Genomic DNA, 20,591 nt, shown 5'->3' with positions numbered 1-20,591 from the left:
GGGCGGGACGGCCGGGCCACGACGGTCGGAAGGAGGAGGTGGTGGACCGGTGAGTTCGAAGGACTGGCTCGAGAAGGACTTCTACGCCGTGCTCGGCGTGGACAAGGCCGCCTCCGCGGATGACATCAAGAAGGCGTACCGCAAGCTGGCCCGGGAATCGCACCCGGATCACAACCCGGGTGACCCGAAGGCCGAAGAGCGGTTCAAGGCCGTGTCCGAGGCGTACAACGTGCTGTCGGACGCCGGCCGTCGCCGGGAGTACGACGAGATGCGGTCGCTGTTCGGTTCGGGCGCGTTCCGGCGTAACGCCCGGGCGGGCGGCCAGCCGGGCGGGATGCCGTTCGACGTCTCCGACCTGTTCGGTGGTGGTGCCGCCGGTGGCGGTGACCGCCGCTTCGGCGGGGCCGGCTTCCAGGACCTGTTCAGCTCGATCTTCTCGGGCGGGCAGGCCGGTGGGCAGGCCGCTCCGCGTGGTCCGGCGCGCGGCCGGGACGTGGAGACCGAGGTGGCCCTGGACTTCGGCGACGCGGTGCGCGGGGTGACCCTGCCGCTGACGTTGCGCGCCCCCGGCGTCTGCGACACCTGCCACGGCAACGGCGCCAAGCCCGGCACCCAGCCGCGTACCTGCCCGGTCTGTCACGGCGCCGGGGTCACCACCCGCAACCAGGGGTCGTTCAGCTTCTCCGAGCCGTGCGGCAACTGCCAGGGCGTCGGCACCGTGGTGGAGGAGAAGTGCCCGGAGTGCCACGGCAGCGGCGGGGTGACCAAGACCCGCACGATGAACGTGCGCTTTCCGGCCGGTGTGGCCGACGGTCAGCGCATCAGGCTGGCCGGGCGCGGTGAGCCGGGTGAGCGTGGTGGTCCGGCCGGCGACCTGTTCGTGCACGTCAAGGTCCGGCCGGACGAGCTGTTCGGGCGTACCGGAGACGACCTGACGTTGACGGTGCCGGTGACCTACGCGGAGGCCGTGCTCGGCACGGACCTGCGGGTGCCCACGCTCGACGGCGCGGTGACGTTGCGGGTTCCGCCGGGCACGCCCAGCGGGCGGGTGCTGCGGGCCCGGGGCAAGGGTGTGGTCCGTCGCGACGGGCAGGCCGGTGACCTGCTGGTCACCCTGGACGTGGTGGTGCCGGCCCGGCTGTCCGACGAGGCGCGGGCGGCGCTTGAGGCGTTCGCCGAGCAGAGCCCGCCGGCGGCGCGGGAACATCTCGACGCCCGGGTGCGTCGGGTCGGTTAGTCCGGTGGGATGGACGCGGAGGTGAGCGGGATGTCGGGCGAGTTCCTCGGTTCGGGTGACCCTGCCTACGAGGCCAAGGTGCTCATGATCTCGGTGGCGGCACGGATGGCGGGAATGCACCCGCAGACCCTGCGCCAGTACGACCGGCTGGGGCTGGTGCAGCCCGGCCGGGCTGCCGGCGGTGGCCGTCGGTACAGCGTCCGGGACGTGGTGCTGCTGCGCGAGGTGCAGCGCCTCAGCCAGGACGACGGGATCAACCTGGCCGGCGTCAAGCGGATCATCGGGCTGGAACGGTTGCTGGAGCAGGCGCAGCAGCGGGTCGCGCGACTGGAGGCGGAGCTGGACGCCGCGTACCGCCGGGTGGCCGAGCTGGAGTCGCTGGCCCGCTTCCCGGGCCGGGATCTGGTGCCGACCAACCGTACGTCCACCGCGCTGGTGGTGTGGCGTCCCCGCCGTACACCCGATCGCTGACCCTGTTTCCTCGGCCTGGCCCGTGCCGGATTTTCCGGCGCGGGCCAGGCCGTTTCCGTTAGCCTGTCGATACGGGTCCTATCGCCTTAATTCGGGCCTATCGGCGCGGTTGGGGGAGCGATGGCGGAGCCTGCGAAGAAAGTGGCCCAGCAGACGGAGGACCGGCTGGAAGACCTGGCCGACACCGTCCGGGAGAAGTTCGACAGGGTGACCGAGGGAAGTTTCCGGGATCGGATCATCGAGGGGCGGTTCGCCGAGGAGTCCGACGGCGACCACCGCCGAGCCGAGACCGAGCGCAAGCAGGACTGATCCGGTAGCCGACGTGCGGGCCGGGACCCACGGGGGGTCCCGGCCCGTTCGCCTAGTTGGTGCGGGCCGGGACGCAGGGGTGCCGCGGCGGGGGTCCCGGCCCGTTCGCCTAGTTGGTGCGGGCCGGGACGCAGGGGTGCCGCAGCGGGGGTCCCGGCCCGTTCGCCTAGCTGGTGCGGGCCGGGACGCAGGGGTGCCGCGGCGGGGGTCCCGGCCCGTTCGCCTAGATCCACTCGGTTTCCCGGAAGTCGTGGTGTCCGACTAAGCGGGAAAGCCCGGTTTCCGGGAAGGCGAGTTGACCAAGGGCGGATCGATCCCCCGGTCTCAGCCGAGGCGGCGGTTTTCGCGGACCAGGCCGCCCTCGCACCAGTCCCGGTAGACGAAGAGATCGGGTCGGGCCAGCAGCACGCGGCCGTTGTGCGCCCAGATCCTCATCAGCTCGTCGCCGTCACGCTCGGCCTGCTCGACCAGCTTGCGGAAGCGGCGCTTGGGGTGGGCGCGGAAGTTCGTCCGGATGCCGTCCGCGGCGTAGATGTAGAGGCAGTGCAGCGCGAAGCGCCGCGCGGGGCAGGTCGGGTCCATCGCCAGCTCGAAGAGCGTCAGCACCAGGCGGTCCCCGGAGACCAGGAGGTCCCAGTCGGGTGGCATGGACGACAACGGCACCGAATCGGGCTGGAACGCCCAGGCTCGCAACTCCGCCGGCGTCGGATCGACGGGGTTGGCAAAGCCGTGGAACGTCGACTCCTGCACGCTCACCGGCCAACCTTCCGCTCTCGCCCGCGTCTGGCAACGCTGCCTGCGGACCGTGGCTGCTGGGGCGAAACGGTAACCCGCCGCCGAGGGCTGCGGTAGTACCCGCAGGGAGCAATTCGGCATCCGCCGGCCGGGCCGCCCCGAACGGCCGTTCGGGTGTCCTGGCCACCGCCGCTGCCGCGCCGAAGGGGTACGGCAGCGGCGGTGCGCGTCAGTCGTGGATCGGCACCGGGTCCCGACGCTGGGCCGCCGCGCGGTTGCGCAGCCACCGCTTGAACCACGGGAAGTCCGGCAGCCGGGCCAGGATCGGCCCGGTAACCACGGTGATCAGGACGTACGTCGCGGCGAGCGCGGCCAACCGCGGCTCGACGCTGCCGGCCGCGACCGCGAGCCCGGCGATGACGATCGAGAACTCCCCTCGGGGTACGAGCGCCAGGCCGGCCCGCCAGCGACCGGGTTCGGCGATACCGACCCGGCGGGCCGCGAGGTAACCGGTGAGCGTCTTCGTCGCCATGGTGACAACGGCCAGCGCGAGCGCCGGCAGCAGCACCGGCGGAATGTCCTGCGGGTCGGTGGTCAGGCCGAAGAAGACGAAGAACACCGCCGCGAACAGGTCCCGCAGGGGCGAGAGCAACTCGGTGGCGTGGTGCGCCACCGGGCCGGAGAGGGCAATGCCGACCAGGAACGCGCCGACCGCCGCCGACACCTGGAGCGACGCGGCGAGGCCGGCGATCAGCAGGGTCAGACCGAGTACGCCGAGGAGCAGCGCCTCCGGGTCCTTCGCCGACAGGGCGGACGAGATCAGGTGGCCGTACCTGATGGCGACCACGAGCACGATCAGCACCGTGCCCACCGCGACGGTGAGCGCGATGCCACCGCCGAGCAGGCCGGTGCCGGCCAGGACGGCGGTGACCAGCGGCAGGTAGAGCGCCATCGCCAGGTCCTCGATCACCAGCACCGAGAGGATCACCGGGGTCTCCCGGTTACCGAGCCGACCCAGGTCGGCGAGGACCTTGGCGATGACCCCGGACGAGGAGACCCAGGTGATGCCGCCGAGCACCAGGGCGGCCACCCAGTCCCAGCCGAGCAGCAGGGCGAAGATGGCGCCGGGTAACGCGTTCAGCACCCCGTCGATCAGGCCGGCCGGTGCTGCCGAGCGGAGATTGCCGACGAGTTCGTTGGCCGAGTACTCCAGGCCGAGCATCACCAGCAGCAGGATGACGCCGATCTCGGCGCCGACCGCGAAGAACTCCTCGCTGGCGTCGAGGGGTAGCAGCCCACCGTGCCCGAAGGCGAGCCCGGCGAGCAGGTAGAGCGGAATGGGCGACAGGCCGATGCGCCGGCTCAGCCGACTGAGCAGCCCGAGCAACAGCAGCAGCGCACCGACTTCGATGAGCAGTGTGGTGAAATCGTGCATCCGCCTCAGCCGTCCGGGTCACTGTCGGCGAGGATGGCGGACACGCCGTCGAGACCCTGACGGGTCCCGACCACTACCACCACGTCACCGGCCGCGAAGCGGAAGGAGGGCTCGGGCGACACGTTCACCGTGCCGTCGCGCAGCACCGCCACGATGGAGGCGCTGGTGCGGGTACGCGCCTTGGTGTCGCCGAGCATCCGGTTGACGTACCGCGACCCCGCCGGGATGGCGATCTGCTCGGTGAGCAGACCGGCAGCCTGCTCGCGCAGCCCGGAGAGCTGACCGAGCATCAGCGACGCGCCGAGGATGTCGGCAAGCGCCTCCGCCTCGTCGTCGGTCAGCGGGATGTCCGCCTGGCAGGAGTCGGGATCATCCGGGTCGTAGAGGACAAGATCACGACGACCGTTGCGATGGGAGACCACGCCGAGTCGACGGCCGGATTCGGTCACCAGATCGTGGCGCACTCCGATGCCAGGTAAGGCAGTCTGTTCCACACGTACTCGCACCCGGGCAAGGCTACCGCTTCGGAGACGCCGATGATCGGACGGAGATCAGGTCGGGCGGTGGTACTGCTGCTCGTACCCCTGCTAGCTGGGTGTTCGATCGGCGACGTCCGCCGGAATCCACCTACCGCGCCGTCGTCCCGAGCCACCCTCACCGCGCCGTCTCCATCGGCCGCCGTCGCGGAGATCCGCCGCGTCCGGGTCGCCGTTCCGCAACGGTACGACCCGCCGTACGTCGAGTTCGTCGACGCCGAGCACGGCTACGCCCTCTTCGCCAGCTGCGGCGAACCGTCGCTCGACGACGACTGTCCGGCGTGGGTCTTCGCCACCGATGACGGCGGACGATCCTGGCGGGAGTTGCGACATCCCCACCCGGAGGCGAAGAACCACCAGCTCTACGCCGCGCCGGGGGTGCTGACGCTGTTGAGTGAGCCGCACGGCTGGTGGACCTCGACCGACGGTGGTACCTCGTTCACGCACACGCCCGACGGGCCACCGCGGCAGTGGGTCGGCGCGCAGGGTCGATTTCAGTTGATCGAGGGCAGTGGTCAGGTCGGCGAGTGGGACGGTCAGCGGCTGCACCCGCTGGCCACCCAGCCGCGCGTACCCGGAATGAACACGGTCGACGCGGGCGACGGCCTGCTGGTGGTCGCGGCCGGGGAGAAGGACGGGAAGCCGCACGCGGCGGTCTCGTTCGACAGGGGGCGGACCTGGCAGCAGACTCCGGTGCCGGCACCCGAAGGGCCCGTCGGCGTCCTGCGGGCCGTGGTCGATCGGGACGGGACGGGATGGCTGGTCGGGGAGCGGCCGGACCGTAGGTCCTTTCCGGCGCTCTGGCGACTGGGCCGGGGGTGGGATCCGATCCGGGCCGACGGACATCCGCCGCTGATCCAATCCGTTGTGCCGATCGGCGGCGGGCTGCTCGCGGTGACCGGCTCGGGAGGCACGGGCACTGGCACGGTCGGGGACGGTCGCTACACGGACCTGCTCTGGCCGATCGGCCCCGACCGAAACCTGTCGGTGCTCACCGACGGCACGATCGTGGCCGCCCGCGGGGACGGCGGCATCCTGCTCGGCGTCGGCCAGGTGGCCGAGCGCCGCTGGACGGAGATCATCCTCGAAAACCCCTGATCCACTCGACTTCCTGTAAATCGCGGTGTCGCGGTGGCCCGGATACCGCGACTTCCAGGAAGTCGAGTGGATCTAGGGCCGACACGCCGGTGCCCGCCCGGGGTGAGCGGGGCGGGCACCGACGGCGCGGACCGGTCAGCGGAGGCTGGCGAAGAACTCGCGGATGTCGCCGACCAGGACGTCGGTGGCCTGATGGGCGGCGTAGTGACCGCCGACGTCACCGCGGCCCTCGACGTCCGTCCCGTACGCCGTCCAGCGGACGATGTTCGTGTGGTCCCGCTCGGCGAAGCGGCGGATGGACTGGAAGTCGCCGGGGAACATGGCCAGCGCGGTAGGTGCCGTGGTCGGCTCGGACGGCTGCTCACCGGCGTGCGCGTCCTCCCAGTAGAACCGGATCGCCGAGGCGGCCGTGCCGGTGAACCAGTAGAGCGCCACGTTGGCCAGGACGAAGTCGTCGTCCAGGCTCTCGTCGAAGAGTTGGGCGTTCCAGGCCAGCAGCCCGATGGGCGAGTCGGCCAGGCCGTACGCCAGGGTCTGCGGTTGCTGGCTGTGCACCTGGTTGAAGGAGAACTTGTTCTCGTAGAACCACTGGAGGTGCCCCAGCGCCGCCTGGTCCGCCTCGGACAGCCCGGCGAACTCGGCCGGGTCGCCGGACGGGAACGAGAAGAGCTGGGTGACGTGCACGCCGAGGACGTGTTCGGCGTCGATCCGGCCCAGCTCCGGCGCGACCATCGAGCCGGCGTCGTTGCCGATGGCGCCGTAGCTGTCGTACCCCAGGCGGTTCATCAGCTCGGCCCAGGCGCGGGCGGTGCGGAAGCGGTTCCAGCCGGCGCTGCGGGTGGGGCCGGAGAACCCGAAGCCCGGCAGCGACGGGATGACCAGGTGGAAGGCCGGCGCGGCCGGGTCGCTCGGCTCGGTGAGCGGGCCGATCACATCGAGGTATTCCAGCACCGAGCCGGGCCAGCCGTGGGTGAGCACGAGGGCTGTGGCGTCGGGGCGGGACGACCGGACGTGCAGGAAGTGGATCTGCTCGCCGTCGATCTCGGTGACGAACTGCGGGTGGGCGTTCAGCCGAGCCTCGACGGCCCGCCAGTCGAACCCGTCCCGCCACCTGTCGGCGAGCGCCCGCACCCGGTCGTCGCTCATGCCGTACGCGTCGCCGGTGCCGGGCAGCGCGGCGGGCCAGTTCGTGCGACCGAGGCGGGCGGCCAGGTCGTCGAGGGCGGTCTGCGGGATCTCGACGCGGAACGGACGGATCGCGGTGCCGGTCATCTCGAACTCTCCTTCGGAACGGAATGTTTCGTTCTGCAATGACAGTAGCAGAGCGGAACGATCCGTTCCACTGTTAGGCTGAAGACATGTCAACGTCCCCCAGGCCCCTTGCCGGCCGCCGTGCCCAGGCCGCCCGCAACGACGAGGTGATCCTCGAAGCCGCCCGCGCGGTCTTCCTCGACGATCCGAAGGCGCCGATCGCCGCCGTCGCCGACCGAGCCGGCGTCGGCATCAGCGCGCTCTACCGGCGGTACGCGGGCAAGGAGGCCCTGCTGCGGCAGCTCTGCCACGACGGGCTGCGCCGCTACCTCGCCGTGGCCGAGGAGGCGCTCGCCGAGCCGGACGACTGGGCCGCGTTCGCCGGGTTCCTGACCGGGGTGGTCGACGCCGACGTGCACTCGCTCACCGTCCATCTGGCCGGCACCTTCACTCCGACCGAGGAGATGGGCCGGGACGCGTTGCGCGCCAGCGAGTTGGCCACCGTGCTGGTCGAGCGGGCGCACGCCAGTGGGCGTTTGCGCGCGGACGTGGTCGTGCAGGATCTGGGGCTGGTCCTGGAGGCGTGCGCGGCGGTGCGGGTGCCCGATCCGGAGCGGACCCGTCAGCTACGCCGCCGGCAACTCGCCGTGCTGCTGGGTGGGCTGTCCACGGCGGCGGACTCCGATCCGCTGCCCGGCCCGCCCCCGGCGGCCGGGGAGTTCGACTGGCGGTGGCGCCTACGGGAGTGATGGGCGTCACAGCGGTAGGGTTGAGTGGAATACGCTCAACTCTGGTTGTGTCCAACCCAGTGGACAACGCCGATCCGGGGGAGCCCATGAACACCGAAAGACTCACCACCAAGAGCCGCGAGACCATCACCGGCGCCGTCGCGCTTGCCAACCAGCGTGGCCACGCCACAGTCGAGCCCTGGCACCTGCTGCTGTCCCTGCTGGACACCGACGGCTCGACCGCCGCCGGCCTGCTGCGCGCCGTCGGGGCCGACCCCGCCGAGCTGCGCCGGGCCGCCCAGCGTGCTGTCGACGCCCTGCCTGCCGCGCGGGGCTCCAGCATCGCCGAGCCCACCCTGGCCCGGGAGTTCGTCAACGCCATCGGCGCGGCCGAGCAGATCGCCAGGCCGCTCGGCGACGAGTACACCTCCACCGAGCACCTGCTCGCCGGCCTGGCCCAGGTGGGCGGCGCGGTGTCCGCCGCGCTGAAGTCGGCAGGCGCCACCGAGGAGGCCCTGGTCGCCGCCTTTCCGACCGTGCGCGGCGGGGACCGGCGGGTCACCACCGCCGACCCGGAGCAGACCTACCAGGCCCTCACGAAGTACGGCGTGGACCTGACCGCAAGCGCCCGCGACGGCAAGATCGACCCGGTGATCGGTCGGGACTCGGAGATCCGCCGGGTCATCCAGGTGCTCTCCCGACGTACGAAGAACAACCCCGTCCTGATCGGTGAGCCCGGCGTCGGCAAGACCGCCATCGTCGAGGGTCTCGCCCAACGGATCGTCGCCGGCGACGTGCCCGAGTCGCTGCGCGACAAGAAGCTGGTCTCGCTGGACCTCGGCGCGATGGTCGCCGGCGCTCAGTACCGGGGCCAGTTCGAGGAGCGGCTGAAGTCCGTCCTGGAGGAGATCAAGAACTCCAACGGGCAGGTCATCACGTTCCTCGACGAGCTGCACACGGTCGTCGGCGCCGGCAAGGGCGAGGGTTCGATGGACGCCGGCAACATGCTCAAGCCGATGCTGGCCCGCGGTGAGCTGCGGATGGTCGGCGCGACCACGCTTGACGAGTACCGCGAGCACATCGAGAAGGACCCGGCGCTGGAGCGGCGCTTCCAGCCGGTGCTTGTCGGCGAGCCGACGATCGAGGACACCATCGGCATCCTGCGTGGGCTCAAGGAGCGCTACGAGGTGCACCACGGCGTCCGGATCACCGACGCCGCGCTTGTCGCCGCCGCGACGCTCTCCGACCGGTACATCACCGACCGGTTCCTGCCGGACAAGGCGATCGACCTGGTCGACGAGTCCGCGTCCCGGCTCCGGATGGAGATCGACTCCCGGCCGGTCGAGGTGGACGAGATCGAGCGGGCGGTCCGTCGGCTGGAGATCGAGGAGATGGCGCTGGCCAAGGAGCCGGACGCCGCGTCCGCCGAGCGGTTGGCGCGGCTGCGCCAGGAGTTGGCCGACAAGCGTGAGCAGCTCACCGTGCTCTCCGAGCGCTGGCAGACCGAGAAGAGCCACATCACCAAGCTCTCCACCGCCAAGGAGGAGCTGGAGCGCCTGGGCGGCGAGGCCGAGCGGGCCGAGCGGGACGGGGAGTTGGAGCGTGCCGCCGAGCTGCGCTACGGCCGCATCCCGGCCCTCAAGGTCGAGCTGAAGCAGGCCGAGGAGGAGCTGGCCCAGCTCCAGGCCGACGGCGCGATGCTCAAGGAGGAGGTCGGCGCGGACGACATCGCCGCGGTGGTCGCCTCGTGGACCGGCATCCCGGCCGGCCGCCTGCTGGAGGGCGAGACGGCCAAGCTGCTGCGGATGGAGGAGTCGCTGGGCGGCCGGGTGGTCGGCCAGTCCGAGGCCGTGGGCGCGGTCTCCGACGCCGTACGCCGGGCACGGGCCGGTGTCGCCGACCCGGACCGCCCGACGGGCAGCTTCCTCTTCCTCGGCCCGACAGGTGTCGGCAAGACGGAGCTGGCCAAGGCGCTCGCCGAGTTCCTCTTCGACGACGAGCGGGCGATGGTCCGCATCGACATGAGCGAGTACGGCGAGAAGCACTCCGTGGCCCGCCTGGTAGGTGCCCCACCCGGGTACATCGGCTACGAGGAGGGCGGGCAGCTCACCGAGGCGGTGCGCCGCCGCCCGTACTCGGTGATCCTGCTGGACGAGGTGGAGAAGGCCCACCCGGACGTCTTCGACATCCTGCTCCAGGTGCTCGACGACGGTCGGCTCACCGACGGGCAGGGCCGTACGGTGGACTTCCGCAACGCGATCCTGATCCTCACGTCCAACCTCGGATCGTCGGTGATCAGCGACCTGACACTGGCCGAGGAGCAGCGCCGGGAAGGCGTTCTCGCCGTGGTGCGGTCGCACTTCAAGCCGGAGTTCCTCAACCGGCTGGACGACATCGTGGTCTTCGCCGCGCTGCGCGGGGACGACCTGCGCTCCATCGTCGACATCCAGCTCGACCGGATGCGACGGCGCTTGGCCGACCGGAGGCTCGGCCTGGAGATCACCGATTCCGCTCGGGACTGGCTCGCCGAGCACGGCTACGACCCGATCTACGGTGCCCGCCCCCTGCGCCGCCTGGTCCAGACCGCGATCGGCGACCAGCTGGCAAAGGCCCTGCTGAGCGGCGCAATCCGAGACGGCAACACGGTGAAGGTCGACCAAACCCCGGGATCGAAGTCCCTGACGGTGACCCCGGCCTGACCTACGGTGATCAAGAGGTTTGCGTCATCGGGACGTCTTCTCATGGCGCAAACCTCTTGATCAACAGGGTGAGAGGTGGGCGGGGAGGGAAAGGGTTGGGGCATGTTCGGGATGCGTGCGGCTTGGGAGCGGGACCTTCGTGCGGCTGTCGACGAGTTGGTAGTCGCCGACACGCTCGCCTTCGGTGGGGTGGGGATCGCGGGTGCGACGTTGCCCGTGACCGAGGCGTACCACCGGGTCGAGGCCGCGCTCGACGACCACCCCCAGGAGGTACGCCGGCAGCTCGACCGGCTGCTCGCCGAGGGCTCACCCGCCGGCCGGGCGTACGCGGCGACGCTGCTGGAGCGCGCCGACCCGGCGGCGGCCCGGGCGGCGTGGACGTCGCTGCGGGACGACCGCACCGAGTTCACCACCTTCGTCGGCTGCGTCATGGGGCGCTCCACCCTCGGCGACTACGCCACCCAGCGACTCGCGGCGGCGTGACCCTGCCGCGACACCATCCGCCGGCCGCGCCGGCGTGACAGAGCACGCCGCATCCGGGCATCCACAATGACCACGCCGGGCGACACGTCGGCTGCCGTCGGTAGCTGAGCTTTCGGTCACGACACGACTCAATTCGGTGCGCGAGGTTGTTACCGTCTGCGCCGACGTACCTGGGGAGGTGGTCGGGTGGACGGGGCGCTTGCGTACCTGGTGGCGGCGTTTGTCGTACTCATCGTGGTCGTGCTCGTGATCGTCGTGCGGACCCGGCGGCGGGCCGCGGCCCGGCCCACCGGCGTGCCGCCGGCCACCGGGCCCACCCGCGACGGCGCCCACCGACTGGCGCCTGGTGATCGCGTGCGGATCGGCCAGCGGGAGTACGTGGTGAGCGGCACCATCCGCCTGGTCGAGGGGGACTGGAGCTGGGTGCAGCACCTCCTCGACGACGCCTCCGGCACGCCACACCGACTCTCCGTCGAGGGCGACGGCGGCCCCGAGCTGGAACTGGTGCTGTGGACCGCCGAGCCCGGCGCGACAGTCACCCCCGGTGCCCCGACCATCGACCTGGGCGGGTTGCGGTACACCTGGGCCGAGACCGGGAAGGCGCGCTACACCGCCACCGGCGAGACCGGCCTGCCGCCTGCCGGGACGATGCGCTATCACGACTACCAGTCGGGTGGGAACGCCCGGCTCTCCTTCGAGGCGTATGGCGAAGAGGGCTGGCGGGTCGCCCGTGGCGACCTGCTCGACCCCGCCAACCTGGCGATCCGACCCACCGACGACGGGCGCTGAGCGACCCGACGTACGCGCCGCGTTCGGCACGGCATGCCGGACTGGCCGGTTGCCGATACGGTGTGTGCCCGATCTAGGGAAGGAGAATCGTGGTCGATTCCCAGAGCACGCCGGCCCGTCAGCGGCCATCCACCGTATCGATTTCCAGCTATCTGCTCTACCTGTTCCTGGCGTGCCAGGTGATCAGTCTCATCGTCACCCTGTCCACCATCGGCAAGACCCGCGACGTGCTCCGCGACGCCTACTCGAGCAGTACCACCGAGGGCGCGGACCAGGTGGCGGACTTCGTCTTCGCGTTCGCCCTGGGCGCCGGCATTCTCGTGGTGCTGCTCTCGGTCGTGCTGGCCGTGCTGGCCATGTTCAACAACCGGGGTAGCAACGGTTCGCGCATCACCACCTGGATCGTCGGCGCCATCATGGTCTGCTGCACGGGTGGGAACGTGCTCAACGGCGCGGGCGGTGGCAGCTTCGCCACCGGTGGTAACAGCGGCGGCGACATGCCGAGCGGCGACGAGGTCCGGCGCCGCCTCGAGGAGGCGCTGCCGTCCTGGATCACCCCGGTCAGCATCCTGCTCGGCGTGATCAGCCTGCTCGCGCTGCTGGCGGCGCTCATCCTGCTGGCACTGCCCAAGTCGAACGAGTTCTTCCGCAAGCCCGCCGCGGCCTGGGAGCCCCCGACCCCCGGCGCCAGCTACCCGGGCTACCCGCAGGCTTCCGGCCAGCCCGGCTACCCGTCGGCTCCCGGCCAGCCGGGCTACCCGTCGACCGGGGAGCCGGGTTACCCGTCCGGTGGCGAGCCGGGTTACCCGTCGACGCCGGGTCAGGCACCCGGATCGGAGCAGCCGGGCACGCCGCCGTCCGCGCCGCCGTCGGGCCCGTCCGGCACCGACCGGCCGGACGACACGCCGCCGGGCGACCGCCCCGGACCGACCCCGCCGTCGACCAGCTGACCGCTGGATAGGCACGACGCCGACGATCCCTCCGAGTAGGTTGCACCCGACGCCTACCGGAGGGATTCGTCGTGTCGTACCCCGAATCGGCACCGCCGCGCCGGCCCGCCGTAGTTCTGCTGGCCTCGACCGTGCTGCTGGTGATGGCGGTGGGCGCACTCGCGTACGCCGTCGTCGACCTGACGGTGCTGGGCCGGACCGTGGACGCGTTCCGGGCTGCTGCTCGTGACACCTCGGCGAGCTCGCAGCAGATCGACGACGTGGTGACCCTGCTGCGCGCGTCGGCGGTTCTGACCGCGGTGGTGGCCGCCCTCTCCGCGCCCGTGCTCGCCGGCCTGGCCCTCGGGCTGCTGACGGGTCGGCGCGGCGTGCGGGTGGCAGCCTGGGTGGTCTGCGGGCTCGGCTTGCTCGCGGGCTGCTGCAGCGTGGCGGTGCTCGTCGGCGAGCGGGCCGCGCCGTTGCGGTTGGGCGCGGACGAGCGGGCCACCGCCGAGCTGCTCGGCCTCATCGCGGACGCTTACCCGTCCTGGTGGATTCCGCTCAACGCCGGGCTTTCGGTCGGGCAGGCCCTCGGTTACCTTGTGGTAGCAACGCTGCTGACCCTGCCGGCGGCGAACGCCTGGTTCGGTCGACACCGTTCGACGGCACCCACCGCGCCGCCCGCCCCCCAGGCGTTCCCGCCCGCACCGCACCAGCCCCCGCAGCCGCCCGCCACGCACCAGTACCCGCCCAGGTGAGGACCCGCCCGTGACGCTCGATCCCACGACCGCCGAGCGACGGGCAGTGGTCACCGGCGCCACCGCCGGCATCGGCGCGGCGTTCGCCCGACGGCTGGCGGCCGACGGTTGGCACCTGGTGCTGGTCGCCCGGGACGCTGGCCGACTGGCCGAGATGGCTGCGGAGTTGGGTGCGCGGCACGGTCGTACCGTGGAGATGTTGTCGGCGGACCTGTCCACCGATGATGGCTGCGCCACCGTCGAGCGGCGACTGACGTCCGACAGTCAGGTCCACCTGCTCGTCAACAACGCCGGCATCAGCCTGAACAAGCCGTTCCTGCGCTCCACAGCGGAGGACGAGGCACGCCTGCTCCGGCTCAACGTGCACGCCGTCATGCGACTGACCCTGGCAGCCCTGCGCCCCATGACCGAACGGCGTGACGGGGCAGTGATAAATGTCTCTTCGGTTGCGGGGTTTGGCGCGGTGATGCCCGGATCGACCTACTCGGCCAGCAAGGCGTGGGTCACCAATTTCAGCGAGTCCGTCGGCCAGTCGGCACGCCCATTCGGTGTTCGGGTGATGGCTCTCTGCCCCGGCTACACCCGCACCGAATTCCACGAACGGGCCGGCATCAACATGTCGAAGACCCCGGAGTGGTTGTGGCTGCGGGCCGAGGATGTCGTCGACGAAGCCCTTCGTGACCTGCGAAAAGGCAAGTTGGTGAGCGTTCCGGCGTGGAAGTACAAGGTGGCGGTCGCCGGTCTGCGGCACGCGCCGATCCGACTGCTCCAGGCGGTCGCCCGCGACACCCGTAGCCGGATCGGTCGCGACGAACGCTGAGCCGTCGGCGCCCGGTGGTGCCGGGAACGCCGTGGTCCGGCGTTGGCGCACCGCCGCCCGGCCGGTCGCAGAGCGTAGTCGAACATCGCCAACCATCGGTGCCTCGCCGGCCCGATCGGGGAGGGCCGTGCAGACGCCGTTCAGACTTGAGCAGTAACCTCTATCGCCATGGGGGACCACGACGACCTGCGTAAATTCATTACCGACCTGGCTGTGGTCCACGGACGGGTCGTGCTCTCCTCGGGGCGCGAGGCAGACTGGTACGTCGATCTGCGACGTGTCACGCTCCATCACCAGGCCGCTCCGTTGGTCGGTCGGGCGCTGCTCGATCTCACCGCCGACTGGGAGTACGAGGCCGTCGGTGGGCTCACCCTGGGCGCGGACCCTGTCGCGCTCTCGATGCTGCACGCCGCCGCTCCGACCGGCCGCGCCCTGGACGCCTTTGTGGTGCGAAAGGCGGGTAAGGCGCACGGTCTGCAGCGACGAATCGAGGGACCGGAGGTGGCGGGCCGCCGTGTGTTGGCGGTGGAAGACACGTCCACAACGGGCGGAAGTGTGTTGACCGCTGTCGAGGCGCTTCGCGAGGCCGGAGCCGAAGTCGTGGGCGTGGCGGTTATTGTTGATCGAGGCGCCGGCGACGCGGTGCGAGCCGCCGGATTGCCGTACAGGGCGGCCTATACGTTGGCTGACCTCGGCCTTGTGGCGTAAAAGTTTGCCGATTCGGATCTGCTGATATGCAGGCGGATCGATGCTGCTGGTGGAAGGATGGAATACGTGGGAACTGCGTTGGCCGAAATGACAATGCCTCAGATCTCGCCGCTTGCCGGTGAGCCGATCGAACGTGCCGATGCCGAGCGTCTCGCGGGGGTCCTCAAGGCCCTCGCGGATCCCGCTCGGTTGCGGCTGCTCAGCCTGATCCAGTCGGCCCCCGAGGGCGAGGCGTGCGTCTGTGACCTGACCGCGCCGCTCGGCCTCTCTCAGCCGACGGTCAGTCACCACCTGCGTATCCTCACCGAGGCCGGCTTGCTGGAGCGGGAGAAGCGCGGTGTCTGGGCGTACTACCGGCTGGTCCCGAGTGCGATCGCGACGATCGCCGACCTGCTGACCCCGCCGCGTAAGCGGGCCACCAAGAAGGCCCGCTGACGTAGGCGCTGCGCACCGTCCCATGCCGGGGCGGTGTCCGGTGGCGAGCCAGGGGTGGCGCCACCGGTGGGTGATACCTGCTCGTCCTCGGCCGCACCGCCGCAGGGCGGGCCTGACATGCCGACGGCCGACCCCCTCACCAGGGGGCCGGCCGTCGTCGTATCTCCGATCAGCGCTCCTGGCCGTGCCCCGGGTGCCGACGGTCGTGCGGGTGCTCGTCGTGGTCGAACTTCTCGCGTACCGCCTCGACCGCGCCCGCAGCGCTGGCCGCCGCGACCACCGCGACCGCCTCGCCGCGCTTGCGCGCCCGCCGGTCCCGCAGGAACTCGAAGAAGATCGGCAGCACCGAGATCACGACGATCAGGGCGACCACCGGCAGGATGTAGTGGTCGATCTTGTCGCCGATGGCCTTGTAGATCCGATCGGCGAGCAGGTAACCGATCAGCAGGATGCCGTCCACCCAGAGCACCGCGCCGACGATGTTCCACATCAGGAACTGTCGCGCCGGCATGCCCAGCGCCCCGGCAACCGGGTTGAGGAACGTCCGCACGATCGGAATGAAGCGCGCCAGCACCACGGCCTTCGCCGGACCGAACTTCTGGAAGTAGTACTCGGCCTTCTCGACGTACTCCTTCTTGAACAGCCGCGAGTTGGGCCGCTCGAACATTCGCCGGCCGTACCGCGCGCCGAGCCAGTGGCCGAGCTGGGCGCCGAGGATCGCGCAGATCGGCCCGCCGATCAGCAGGCCGGCCAGGGAGAGCCGGGTGCCGTCACCGAAGATGGCGTCCGCCACCGGCGAGGCGGCCACGCCGGCGAGGAACAGCAGCGAGTCACCGGGGAAGAAGAAACCCACCAGCAGGCCGGTCTCGGCGAAGAGGATCACCCAGACGCCCACCAGCCCGAAGGTCTGCAACAGGTCCTTGGGATCGAGCGGGTTCAGGGCGACGCTCTCCGTGAGGGCGCGGGTCTTCTCAGCTGTGTCCACGGCCACAAAGGGTACCGAAGCCCGTGGCCGGGCCGCGCCGGACCGGGCCCCACCACCCGCTGGTTGTAAACGACGGTGCCCCGCCGACCATCGTGGTCGGCGGGGCACCCGTGGTGCGGGATGGATCCAGTTGTGCGGGTGGATCAGGCGACGAAGCGGGTCCGGCGGCGCTTGGCCACCAGGTAGCCGCCGACGCCCGCGGCGAGCAGCAGGGCGCCGAGGCCGGCGATCAGGCCGGTCGACTGGCCGGTGATCGGCAGCGCGCCACCGTCACCGCCACCCTGGCCACCAGCGGCGCCCTTGATGGTGACCGCGGCGGTGTCGTTCTTCGGGTTGAGGTCGGCGATGGTGGAGCCCTCGCCATCCAAGTTGAAGTGCAGCAGGCGAACGGAGCCCGGCGCGCCGGTCAGCTTGTCGATGCGCAGTCCGAACTCGAAGACGGCAGCGTCACCCTTGTGCAGGTCGTCGTACCACTCGCAGAAGTAGGCGCGAGCGCCCGGCTCGCCGAACCCGCCGGTCTCCTCGCCGTCCTTGAACGGGGAGCACTCGGTCGGCGCGGTCACGACGGTGGCACCGGCCGGGATGGTGATCTCGGCGGCGGTGGTGAGTTCACCCGGCGAGTACGAGTTGACCTTCGCCGGCCCGTTGTTGACGAAGCCCACCTTGGCGGTGACCGTCTTACCGACACCGCCGGCCACCTGGGTGCCGTTGGCGGCCACGTCGGCCCGCTGGTTGCCCGTCACGGTCGCCACGATCTCGGTGTGGTTGTTGCTGGAATCCTCGTCGGTCTGCTTGAGCTGCCGGGCCAGAGCGGTCGGCGCCGGGACCAGGGTCAACTCGGCGCCGGTGCCCTTCTCCCAGTCATCGCTCTCGAACGGGGAGTCCGCGAGGAACTCGGCCCAGTCGCCATCGGCGAACCACAATCCCGAGCCGTACTGCGTGCTGGGAGCCCAGGTGTCCGAGGCGATCTTCAGCGCGGACGAGGTGTCCAGCTGGAGGACCGCATTCGGCTCGATGTCCTGCTTGAACTCGCACTTGGCGAAGTTCGCACCGAACTCGCTCAAGTAGGAGCAGTTCGAGTGGCGCTGAGCGGGGGCGATGCTTGACATGGTGCTCAGGAGCAGCACAGTGTTCCGCGCGGCCTTGTCGCCGATGTTCGCGACCCGCAGCGGCGCCTTCATCGAGGCGCCCGGCGCCCCGGAAATCTCGAGCTTGTCGTCCGCCTTCAGATCGACCCCCTCGCCGATCTCGACGGTGGACATGACGGTGACGCTCGTCATGCCCTTCGCGGACAGGGTCAGGTTGAGGTCACCCTTCTGCCCAACCTTGGCGGAGTCCTTGGCCTTGACGGTCAGATCGAGGACGTAGTCGATGGTCTCGGCGCCCTTGAACTTGCAGGCGATGACCGGGCCGGACTCTTTGCAGTCCGCACCGTCGGCGACGGTGACCGAGGCGAAGTCGGTCACCGCGCCTCGACCAATCGTGACGGTGAAGTCCTCGGGCAGCGCCTCCGCGAAGGCCAGCAGCGTGACGGACTTGGCCTCACCGCCGGCGGCGAGAAGGGCGTTGTTGGCGTACAGGAAGACCTCGTTCGAGGGCTCCTCGGCGAGGGCCGGGCTGGCGGAGGCGGCGATGACCGCGCCTGCTACGCCCAGTCCGGCGAGCCAGCGCCGGGTGGAGTGGGTGAGCATGAGGGGGATTCCTCCAGTTGGGGGATTCAGGTGGAGCCAGCGGATCTTAAGGAATCGCTAAGGTTCGCCGCCGCCCTGATCACCGCCCGGCCGGCAACACCAACCGAAAGGTTGATCAGCGGCTCCGCAACGTTCCGCCCGCCCACTCCCGTCAACTGAGGCAGGACCTCGGGAGGTGCAGTGACGTACGAGGAGTTCGCGGACGCGCGACTTGCCCCGCTGCTGCGGTACGCGGTGATGCTCACCGGTGATCCGCACCAGGCGCAGGATCTGGTGCAGGAGACGATGGTCCGCGTCCAGCTCAACTGGCGTCGGGTCGCCCACGCGGACTCGCCCGAGCGGTACGTACGCCGGATGCTCACCAACCAGTACGTCGACTGGAAGCGCGGCTCGTGGATGCGCCGGGTGCTGCTGCGCGGGGAGCCCGACGAGTCCCTGCCGTCGTCCGCCGACCACGCCCAGTCCGCCGTGGACCGGGACCAGATCTGGACCTGGCTGTCCCGGCTGCCGCGCCGGCAGCGCGCCACCCTCGTGCTGCGCTACTACGAGGATCTGCCCGACGCCGAGATCGCCGACATTCTCGGCTGCGCCGTCGGGACCGTACGTTCGTCCATCTCCCGGGCGCTGGCCACGCTCCGGGCCGAGTACGTGGAGGTTGGCTCATGATCGAGGATGACCTGCGGGCTGCCTTCGCCCGGCACGAGCCGCTGACCCCGCCGACCGGTCCGCTGCGCGCCGCCATCGACCGGCTGACGATCAGGCGACGCCGACGCCGTCGCCGCTGGCAGGCCGGTGGCACCGCGCTGGCCCTGCTCGGGGTGCTGGGGCTCGGGGTGCCCCTGCTGACTCCCGAGCGTGCGGGGCCGCCGCCCGCCGCTGAGTTGCTCGGTGAGTCAGGTCGACCGACGCCCACCGGCGCGCTGAACATTCTGCTGCTCGGCATCGACGGCGACGGGCGGACGGCGGCACGCGCGGATGCCGTGCTGCTGGTGCACATCCCGGCCGACCGCAGCCGCCCCTACCTGGTGTCGCTGCCGCGCGACCTGGGGGTGCCGATTCCGGGGCAGGGAACCGACAAGCTGAACGCCGCGTTCCCGTTCGGCGCCGGGTTCACCCGGCCGGAGCTGACCAAGGGGTACGAGCTGACTCGGCGAACGGTGACCGAGCTGACCGGGGTCCGGGTGGACGCCGGCGTGGTGCTGACGTACCGCGCGGTGCGCTCGCTTACCGACGCCGTTGGTGGCGTCCCGGCCTGCCTGCCCGAGCGGGTCCGTTCGGTCCACACGAAGCGGCTCTTCCCGGCCGGCTGCCAACGTCTCGACGGTGCCGCGTCGGTCGACCTGCTGCGTCAGCGCTACGGTCTGCTCAATGGCATCTGGGACCGGGACCGCAACGCCCGGCTCTTCGCCGCCGGCCTGGTGCGCCAGGCCGCCGACCAGGGCGTGCTCACCGATCCGGTACGCCTCGCCAAGTTGCTGACCATCGTCGGCCCGGACCTGGTGGTGTCACCCGACCGGGGCGCAGTGCTGGACCTGCTGCGGCTCGTCCCCACCCTGCGGACCGTCGATCCGGTCGGGCTCAGCCTGCCGGTCGCCGGGGTGTTTGAGAAGGACCGCTACCTGCGTACCGACCCGAAGCTCGCGCCGGAGTTCCTGACCGCGCTGCGGGAGGACCGGCTGGGCGACTGGGTGGCCCGCCACCCGAAGCTGGTCGACGGCCCCCGCTGAGCTGTCAGCGGTAGTCGTCCTCGTCGGTGGTGACCACCCGGGCCTGCTCCATCGCGTCCCAGTCGTCGACCTCCAGGCCGCGCTGCGGCTCGGGGTCGACGTCGGCGGGGTCGACCGCTGCGGCCTGTTCGACCGCGTCGGCCGGCTCCGCCTCGGGGTCGCGTTCGTCCGCGGCGAGGTGGTCGCCGGGGGTGAAGTCCTCATCGGGCTGACCCATGGTCCCTCCCGGGTTGTCGGGGCACGATTCCCACCACCGTACGGGCTGAGTCGGTGTCGCGCGCGGAAGCCGAGTCGGCCGAATCACCCCGTGACGGCGCGCGCCGATGCCAGGATGGTGCCGTGGGCTTCCTCATCCGACTGGCGATCACGGCGGTCGCGTTGTGGGTGACCACGCTGATCGTGCCCGGCGTCGACGTGCACGGCCGCTCCGGTGGCAACACCGTGCTCACGCTGATCGTGGTGGCGCTCATCTTCGGTGTGGTCAACGCGGTGCTCAAGCCGATCATCCGGGTGGTCGGCTGTGTGTTCTACCTGCTGACCCTGGGCCTGTTCGCGCTTGTGGTCAACGCGCTGCTCTTCCTGCTCACCGACCGGATCGCCCGCGGGCTCGACCTGCCGTTCCAGGTGGACGGCTTCTGGGCGGCGTTCTGGGGGGCGATCGTGATGACAGTGGTCACCTGGCTGATCAGCGTCATCGTGCCGGACCGTCTGGACACCCGGTGAGCGGGTGACACCCCCCTCGATTAGTCCGGCGCACCGCACCTGCG

General features: G+C 70.8%; 23 protein-coding genes. 16 read left to right on the top strand and 7 right to left on the bottom strand.

The genetic code is table 11. From position 1 onward, the window contains the following. The first annotated feature begins 49 nt into the window (after positions 1 to 49). From dnaJ to ACLQ26_RS24805, 3 genes are all read left to right on the top strand, one after another. Positions 50 to 1,237 (top strand): molecular chaperone DnaJ, encoded by a 1,188-nt coding sequence (gene dnaJ, locus ACLQ26_RS24815; protein WP_363681046.1) that lies wholly within the window; start codon positions 50 to 52, stop codon positions 1,235 to 1,237. A gap of 30 nt (positions 1,238 to 1,267) precedes the next feature. Further along, positions 1,268 to 1,708, top strand: a complete 441-nt coding sequence (locus tag ACLQ26_RS24810) for a heat shock protein transcriptional repressor HspR (RefSeq protein WP_030332087.1) — start codon at positions 1,268 to 1,270, stop codon at positions 1,706 to 1,708. 141 nt (positions 1,709 to 1,849) lie between these two features. Continuing rightward, a complete protein-coding gene (locus ACLQ26_RS24805; RefSeq protein WP_425746719.1) occupies positions 1,850 to 2,017 on the top strand; it encodes a hypothetical protein in 168 nt (55 codons plus the stop codon). A gap of 324 nt (positions 2,018 to 2,341) precedes the next feature. Here ACLQ26_RS24805 and ACLQ26_RS24800 read toward each other — a convergent pair whose 3' ends face one another. The 3 genes from ACLQ26_RS24800 to ACLQ26_RS24790 form a co-directional block, all read right to left on the bottom strand. Then, the gene (locus ACLQ26_RS24800) at positions 2,342 to 2,773 is read right to left on the bottom strand and encodes a hypothetical protein (protein WP_266247753.1); all 432 of its coding nucleotides are present in this window, start codon (positions 2,771 to 2,773) and stop codon (positions 2,342 to 2,344) included. Between the two features lie 208 nt (positions 2,774 to 2,981). Continuing rightward, positions 2,982 to 4,187 (bottom strand): cation:proton antiporter, encoded by a 1,206-nt coding sequence (locus ACLQ26_RS24795; RefSeq protein WP_425746718.1) that lies wholly within the window; start codon positions 4,185 to 4,187, stop codon positions 2,982 to 2,984. A 5-nt stretch (positions 4,188 to 4,192) separates the two neighbouring features. After that, entirely contained in the window at positions 4,193 to 4,693 is a 501-nt protein-coding gene (locus ACLQ26_RS24790; protein WP_007454242.1) for a cation:proton antiporter regulatory subunit, read from the bottom strand. A gap of 30 nt (positions 4,694 to 4,723) precedes the next feature. Here ACLQ26_RS24790 and ACLQ26_RS24785 point away from each other — a divergent pair, with 30 nt between their 5' ends. Continuing rightward, positions 4,724 to 5,821 carry a WD40/YVTN/BNR-like repeat-containing protein gene (locus ACLQ26_RS24785; RefSeq protein WP_425746717.1) on the top strand — a complete coding sequence of 366 codons (1,098 nt, stop codon included), beginning with the start codon at positions 4,724 to 4,726 and terminating at the stop codon, positions 5,819 to 5,821. A gap of 135 nt (positions 5,822 to 5,956) precedes the next feature. On the opposite strand, the gene ACLQ26_RS24780 is transcribed toward ACLQ26_RS24785, so the two are convergent. After that, positions 5,957 to 7,093 carry an epoxide hydrolase family protein gene (locus ACLQ26_RS24780; RefSeq protein WP_425746716.1) on the bottom strand — a complete coding sequence of 379 codons (1,137 nt, stop codon included), beginning with the start codon at positions 7,091 to 7,093 and terminating at the stop codon, positions 5,957 to 5,959. An 86-nt stretch (positions 7,094 to 7,179) separates the two neighbouring features. On the opposite strand from ACLQ26_RS24780, the gene ACLQ26_RS24775 reads away from it, so the two are divergent. The 9 genes from ACLQ26_RS24775 (at position 7,180) to ACLQ26_RS24735 (ending at position 15,421) form a co-directional block, all read left to right on the top strand. Continuing rightward, on the top strand, positions 7,180 to 7,821 hold the full coding sequence (locus ACLQ26_RS24775) for a TetR/AcrR family transcriptional regulator (protein WP_425746715.1): 642 nt from the start codon (positions 7,180 to 7,182) through the stop codon (positions 7,819 to 7,821). An 86-nt stretch (positions 7,822 to 7,907) separates the two neighbouring features. Further along, complete coding sequence (gene clpB / locus ACLQ26_RS24770; RefSeq protein ID WP_425746714.1) at positions 7,908 to 10,499, top strand: ATP-dependent chaperone ClpB; 2,592 nt, start codon at positions 7,908 to 7,910, stop codon at positions 10,497 to 10,499. Between the two features lie 102 nt (positions 10,500 to 10,601). Further along, the gene (locus ACLQ26_RS24765) at positions 10,602 to 10,982 is read left to right on the top strand and encodes a hypothetical protein (protein ID WP_425746713.1); all 381 of its coding nucleotides are present in this window, start codon (positions 10,602 to 10,604) and stop codon (positions 10,980 to 10,982) included. 186 nt (positions 10,983 to 11,168) lie between these two features. Further along, positions 11,169 to 11,771, top strand: coding sequence for a DUF4178 domain-containing protein (locus tag ACLQ26_RS24760; RefSeq protein WP_425746712.1), 603 nt, complete (start codon positions 11,169 to 11,171; stop codon positions 11,769 to 11,771). A gap of 89 nt (positions 11,772 to 11,860) precedes the next feature. Beyond that, positions 11,861 to 12,721, top strand: coding sequence for a hypothetical protein (locus ACLQ26_RS24755; protein WP_425746711.1), 861 nt, complete (start codon positions 11,861 to 11,863; stop codon positions 12,719 to 12,721). 71 nt (positions 12,722 to 12,792) lie between these two features. Beyond that, positions 12,793 to 13,458, top strand: coding sequence for a hypothetical protein (locus tag ACLQ26_RS24750; RefSeq protein ID WP_425746710.1), 666 nt, complete (start codon positions 12,793 to 12,795; stop codon positions 13,456 to 13,458). 10 nt (positions 13,459 to 13,468) lie between these two features. Continuing rightward, complete coding sequence (locus ACLQ26_RS24745) at positions 13,469 to 14,278, top strand: SDR family NAD(P)-dependent oxidoreductase (RefSeq protein WP_425746709.1); 810 nt, start codon at positions 13,469 to 13,471, stop codon at positions 14,276 to 14,278. A gap of 168 nt (positions 14,279 to 14,446) precedes the next feature. Beyond that, positions 14,447 to 14,986: an orotate phosphoribosyltransferase gene (gene pyrE, locus ACLQ26_RS24740; RefSeq protein ID WP_007454251.1), complete on the top strand. Its 540-nt coding sequence runs from the start codon at positions 14,447 to 14,449 to the stop codon at positions 14,984 to 14,986. 57 nt (positions 14,987 to 15,043) lie between these two features. Continuing rightward, a complete protein-coding gene (locus tag ACLQ26_RS24735) occupies positions 15,044 to 15,421 on the top strand; it encodes an ArsR/SmtB family transcription factor (protein ID WP_007454255.1) in 378 nt (125 codons plus the stop codon). Between the two features lie 169 nt (positions 15,422 to 15,590). Here the strand turns inward: ACLQ26_RS24735 and ACLQ26_RS24730 are convergent, their stop codons facing one another. Together ACLQ26_RS24730 and ACLQ26_RS24725 are read right to left on the bottom strand one after the other, a co-directional pair. Further along, positions 15,591 to 16,412 carry a DedA family protein gene (locus ACLQ26_RS24730; protein WP_425746708.1) on the bottom strand — a complete coding sequence of 274 codons (822 nt, stop codon included), beginning with the start codon at positions 16,410 to 16,412 and terminating at the stop codon, positions 15,591 to 15,593. A gap of 137 nt (positions 16,413 to 16,549) precedes the next feature. Further along, positions 16,550 to 18,097, bottom strand: coding sequence for an LPXTG cell wall anchor domain-containing protein (locus tag ACLQ26_RS24725; protein WP_425746707.1), 1,548 nt, complete (start codon positions 18,095 to 18,097; stop codon positions 16,550 to 16,552). Between the two features lie 180 nt (positions 18,098 to 18,277). Between ACLQ26_RS24725 and ACLQ26_RS24720 the strand changes: the two genes are divergently transcribed. Then, positions 18,278 to 18,763 carry a SigE family RNA polymerase sigma factor gene (locus ACLQ26_RS24720; RefSeq protein WP_425746706.1) on the top strand — a complete coding sequence of 162 codons (486 nt, stop codon included), beginning with the start codon at positions 18,278 to 18,280 and terminating at the stop codon, positions 18,761 to 18,763. Then, positions 18,760 to 19,824 carry an LCP family protein gene (locus tag ACLQ26_RS24715; protein ID WP_425746705.1) on the top strand — a complete coding sequence of 355 codons (1,065 nt, stop codon included), beginning with the start codon at positions 18,760 to 18,762 and terminating at the stop codon, positions 19,822 to 19,824. Before ACLQ26_RS24720 ends, ACLQ26_RS24715 begins: the two co-directional genes overlap by 4 nt. Positions 19,825 to 19,828: 4 nt before the next feature. Here ACLQ26_RS24715 and ACLQ26_RS24710 read toward each other — a convergent pair whose 3' ends face one another. Further along, positions 19,829 to 20,041 (bottom strand): hypothetical protein, encoded by a 213-nt coding sequence (locus ACLQ26_RS24710; protein WP_358139396.1) that lies wholly within the window; start codon positions 20,039 to 20,041, stop codon positions 19,829 to 19,831. Positions 20,042 to 20,163: 122 nt separating this feature from the next. Between ACLQ26_RS24710 and ACLQ26_RS24705 the strand changes: the two genes are divergently transcribed. Further along, entirely contained in the window at positions 20,164 to 20,547 is a 384-nt protein-coding gene (locus tag ACLQ26_RS24705) for a phage holin family protein (protein ID WP_425746704.1), read from the top strand. The last annotated feature ends 44 nt before the right edge of the window (positions 20,548 to 20,591 follow it).

The sequence above is a fragment of the Micromonospora sp. DT43 genome, assembly GCF_049841645.1.
GTDB lineage: Bacteria > Actinomycetota > Actinomycetes > Mycobacteriales > Micromonosporaceae > Micromonospora.
This window is presented reverse-complemented; position numbering and strand designations above follow the sequence as displayed.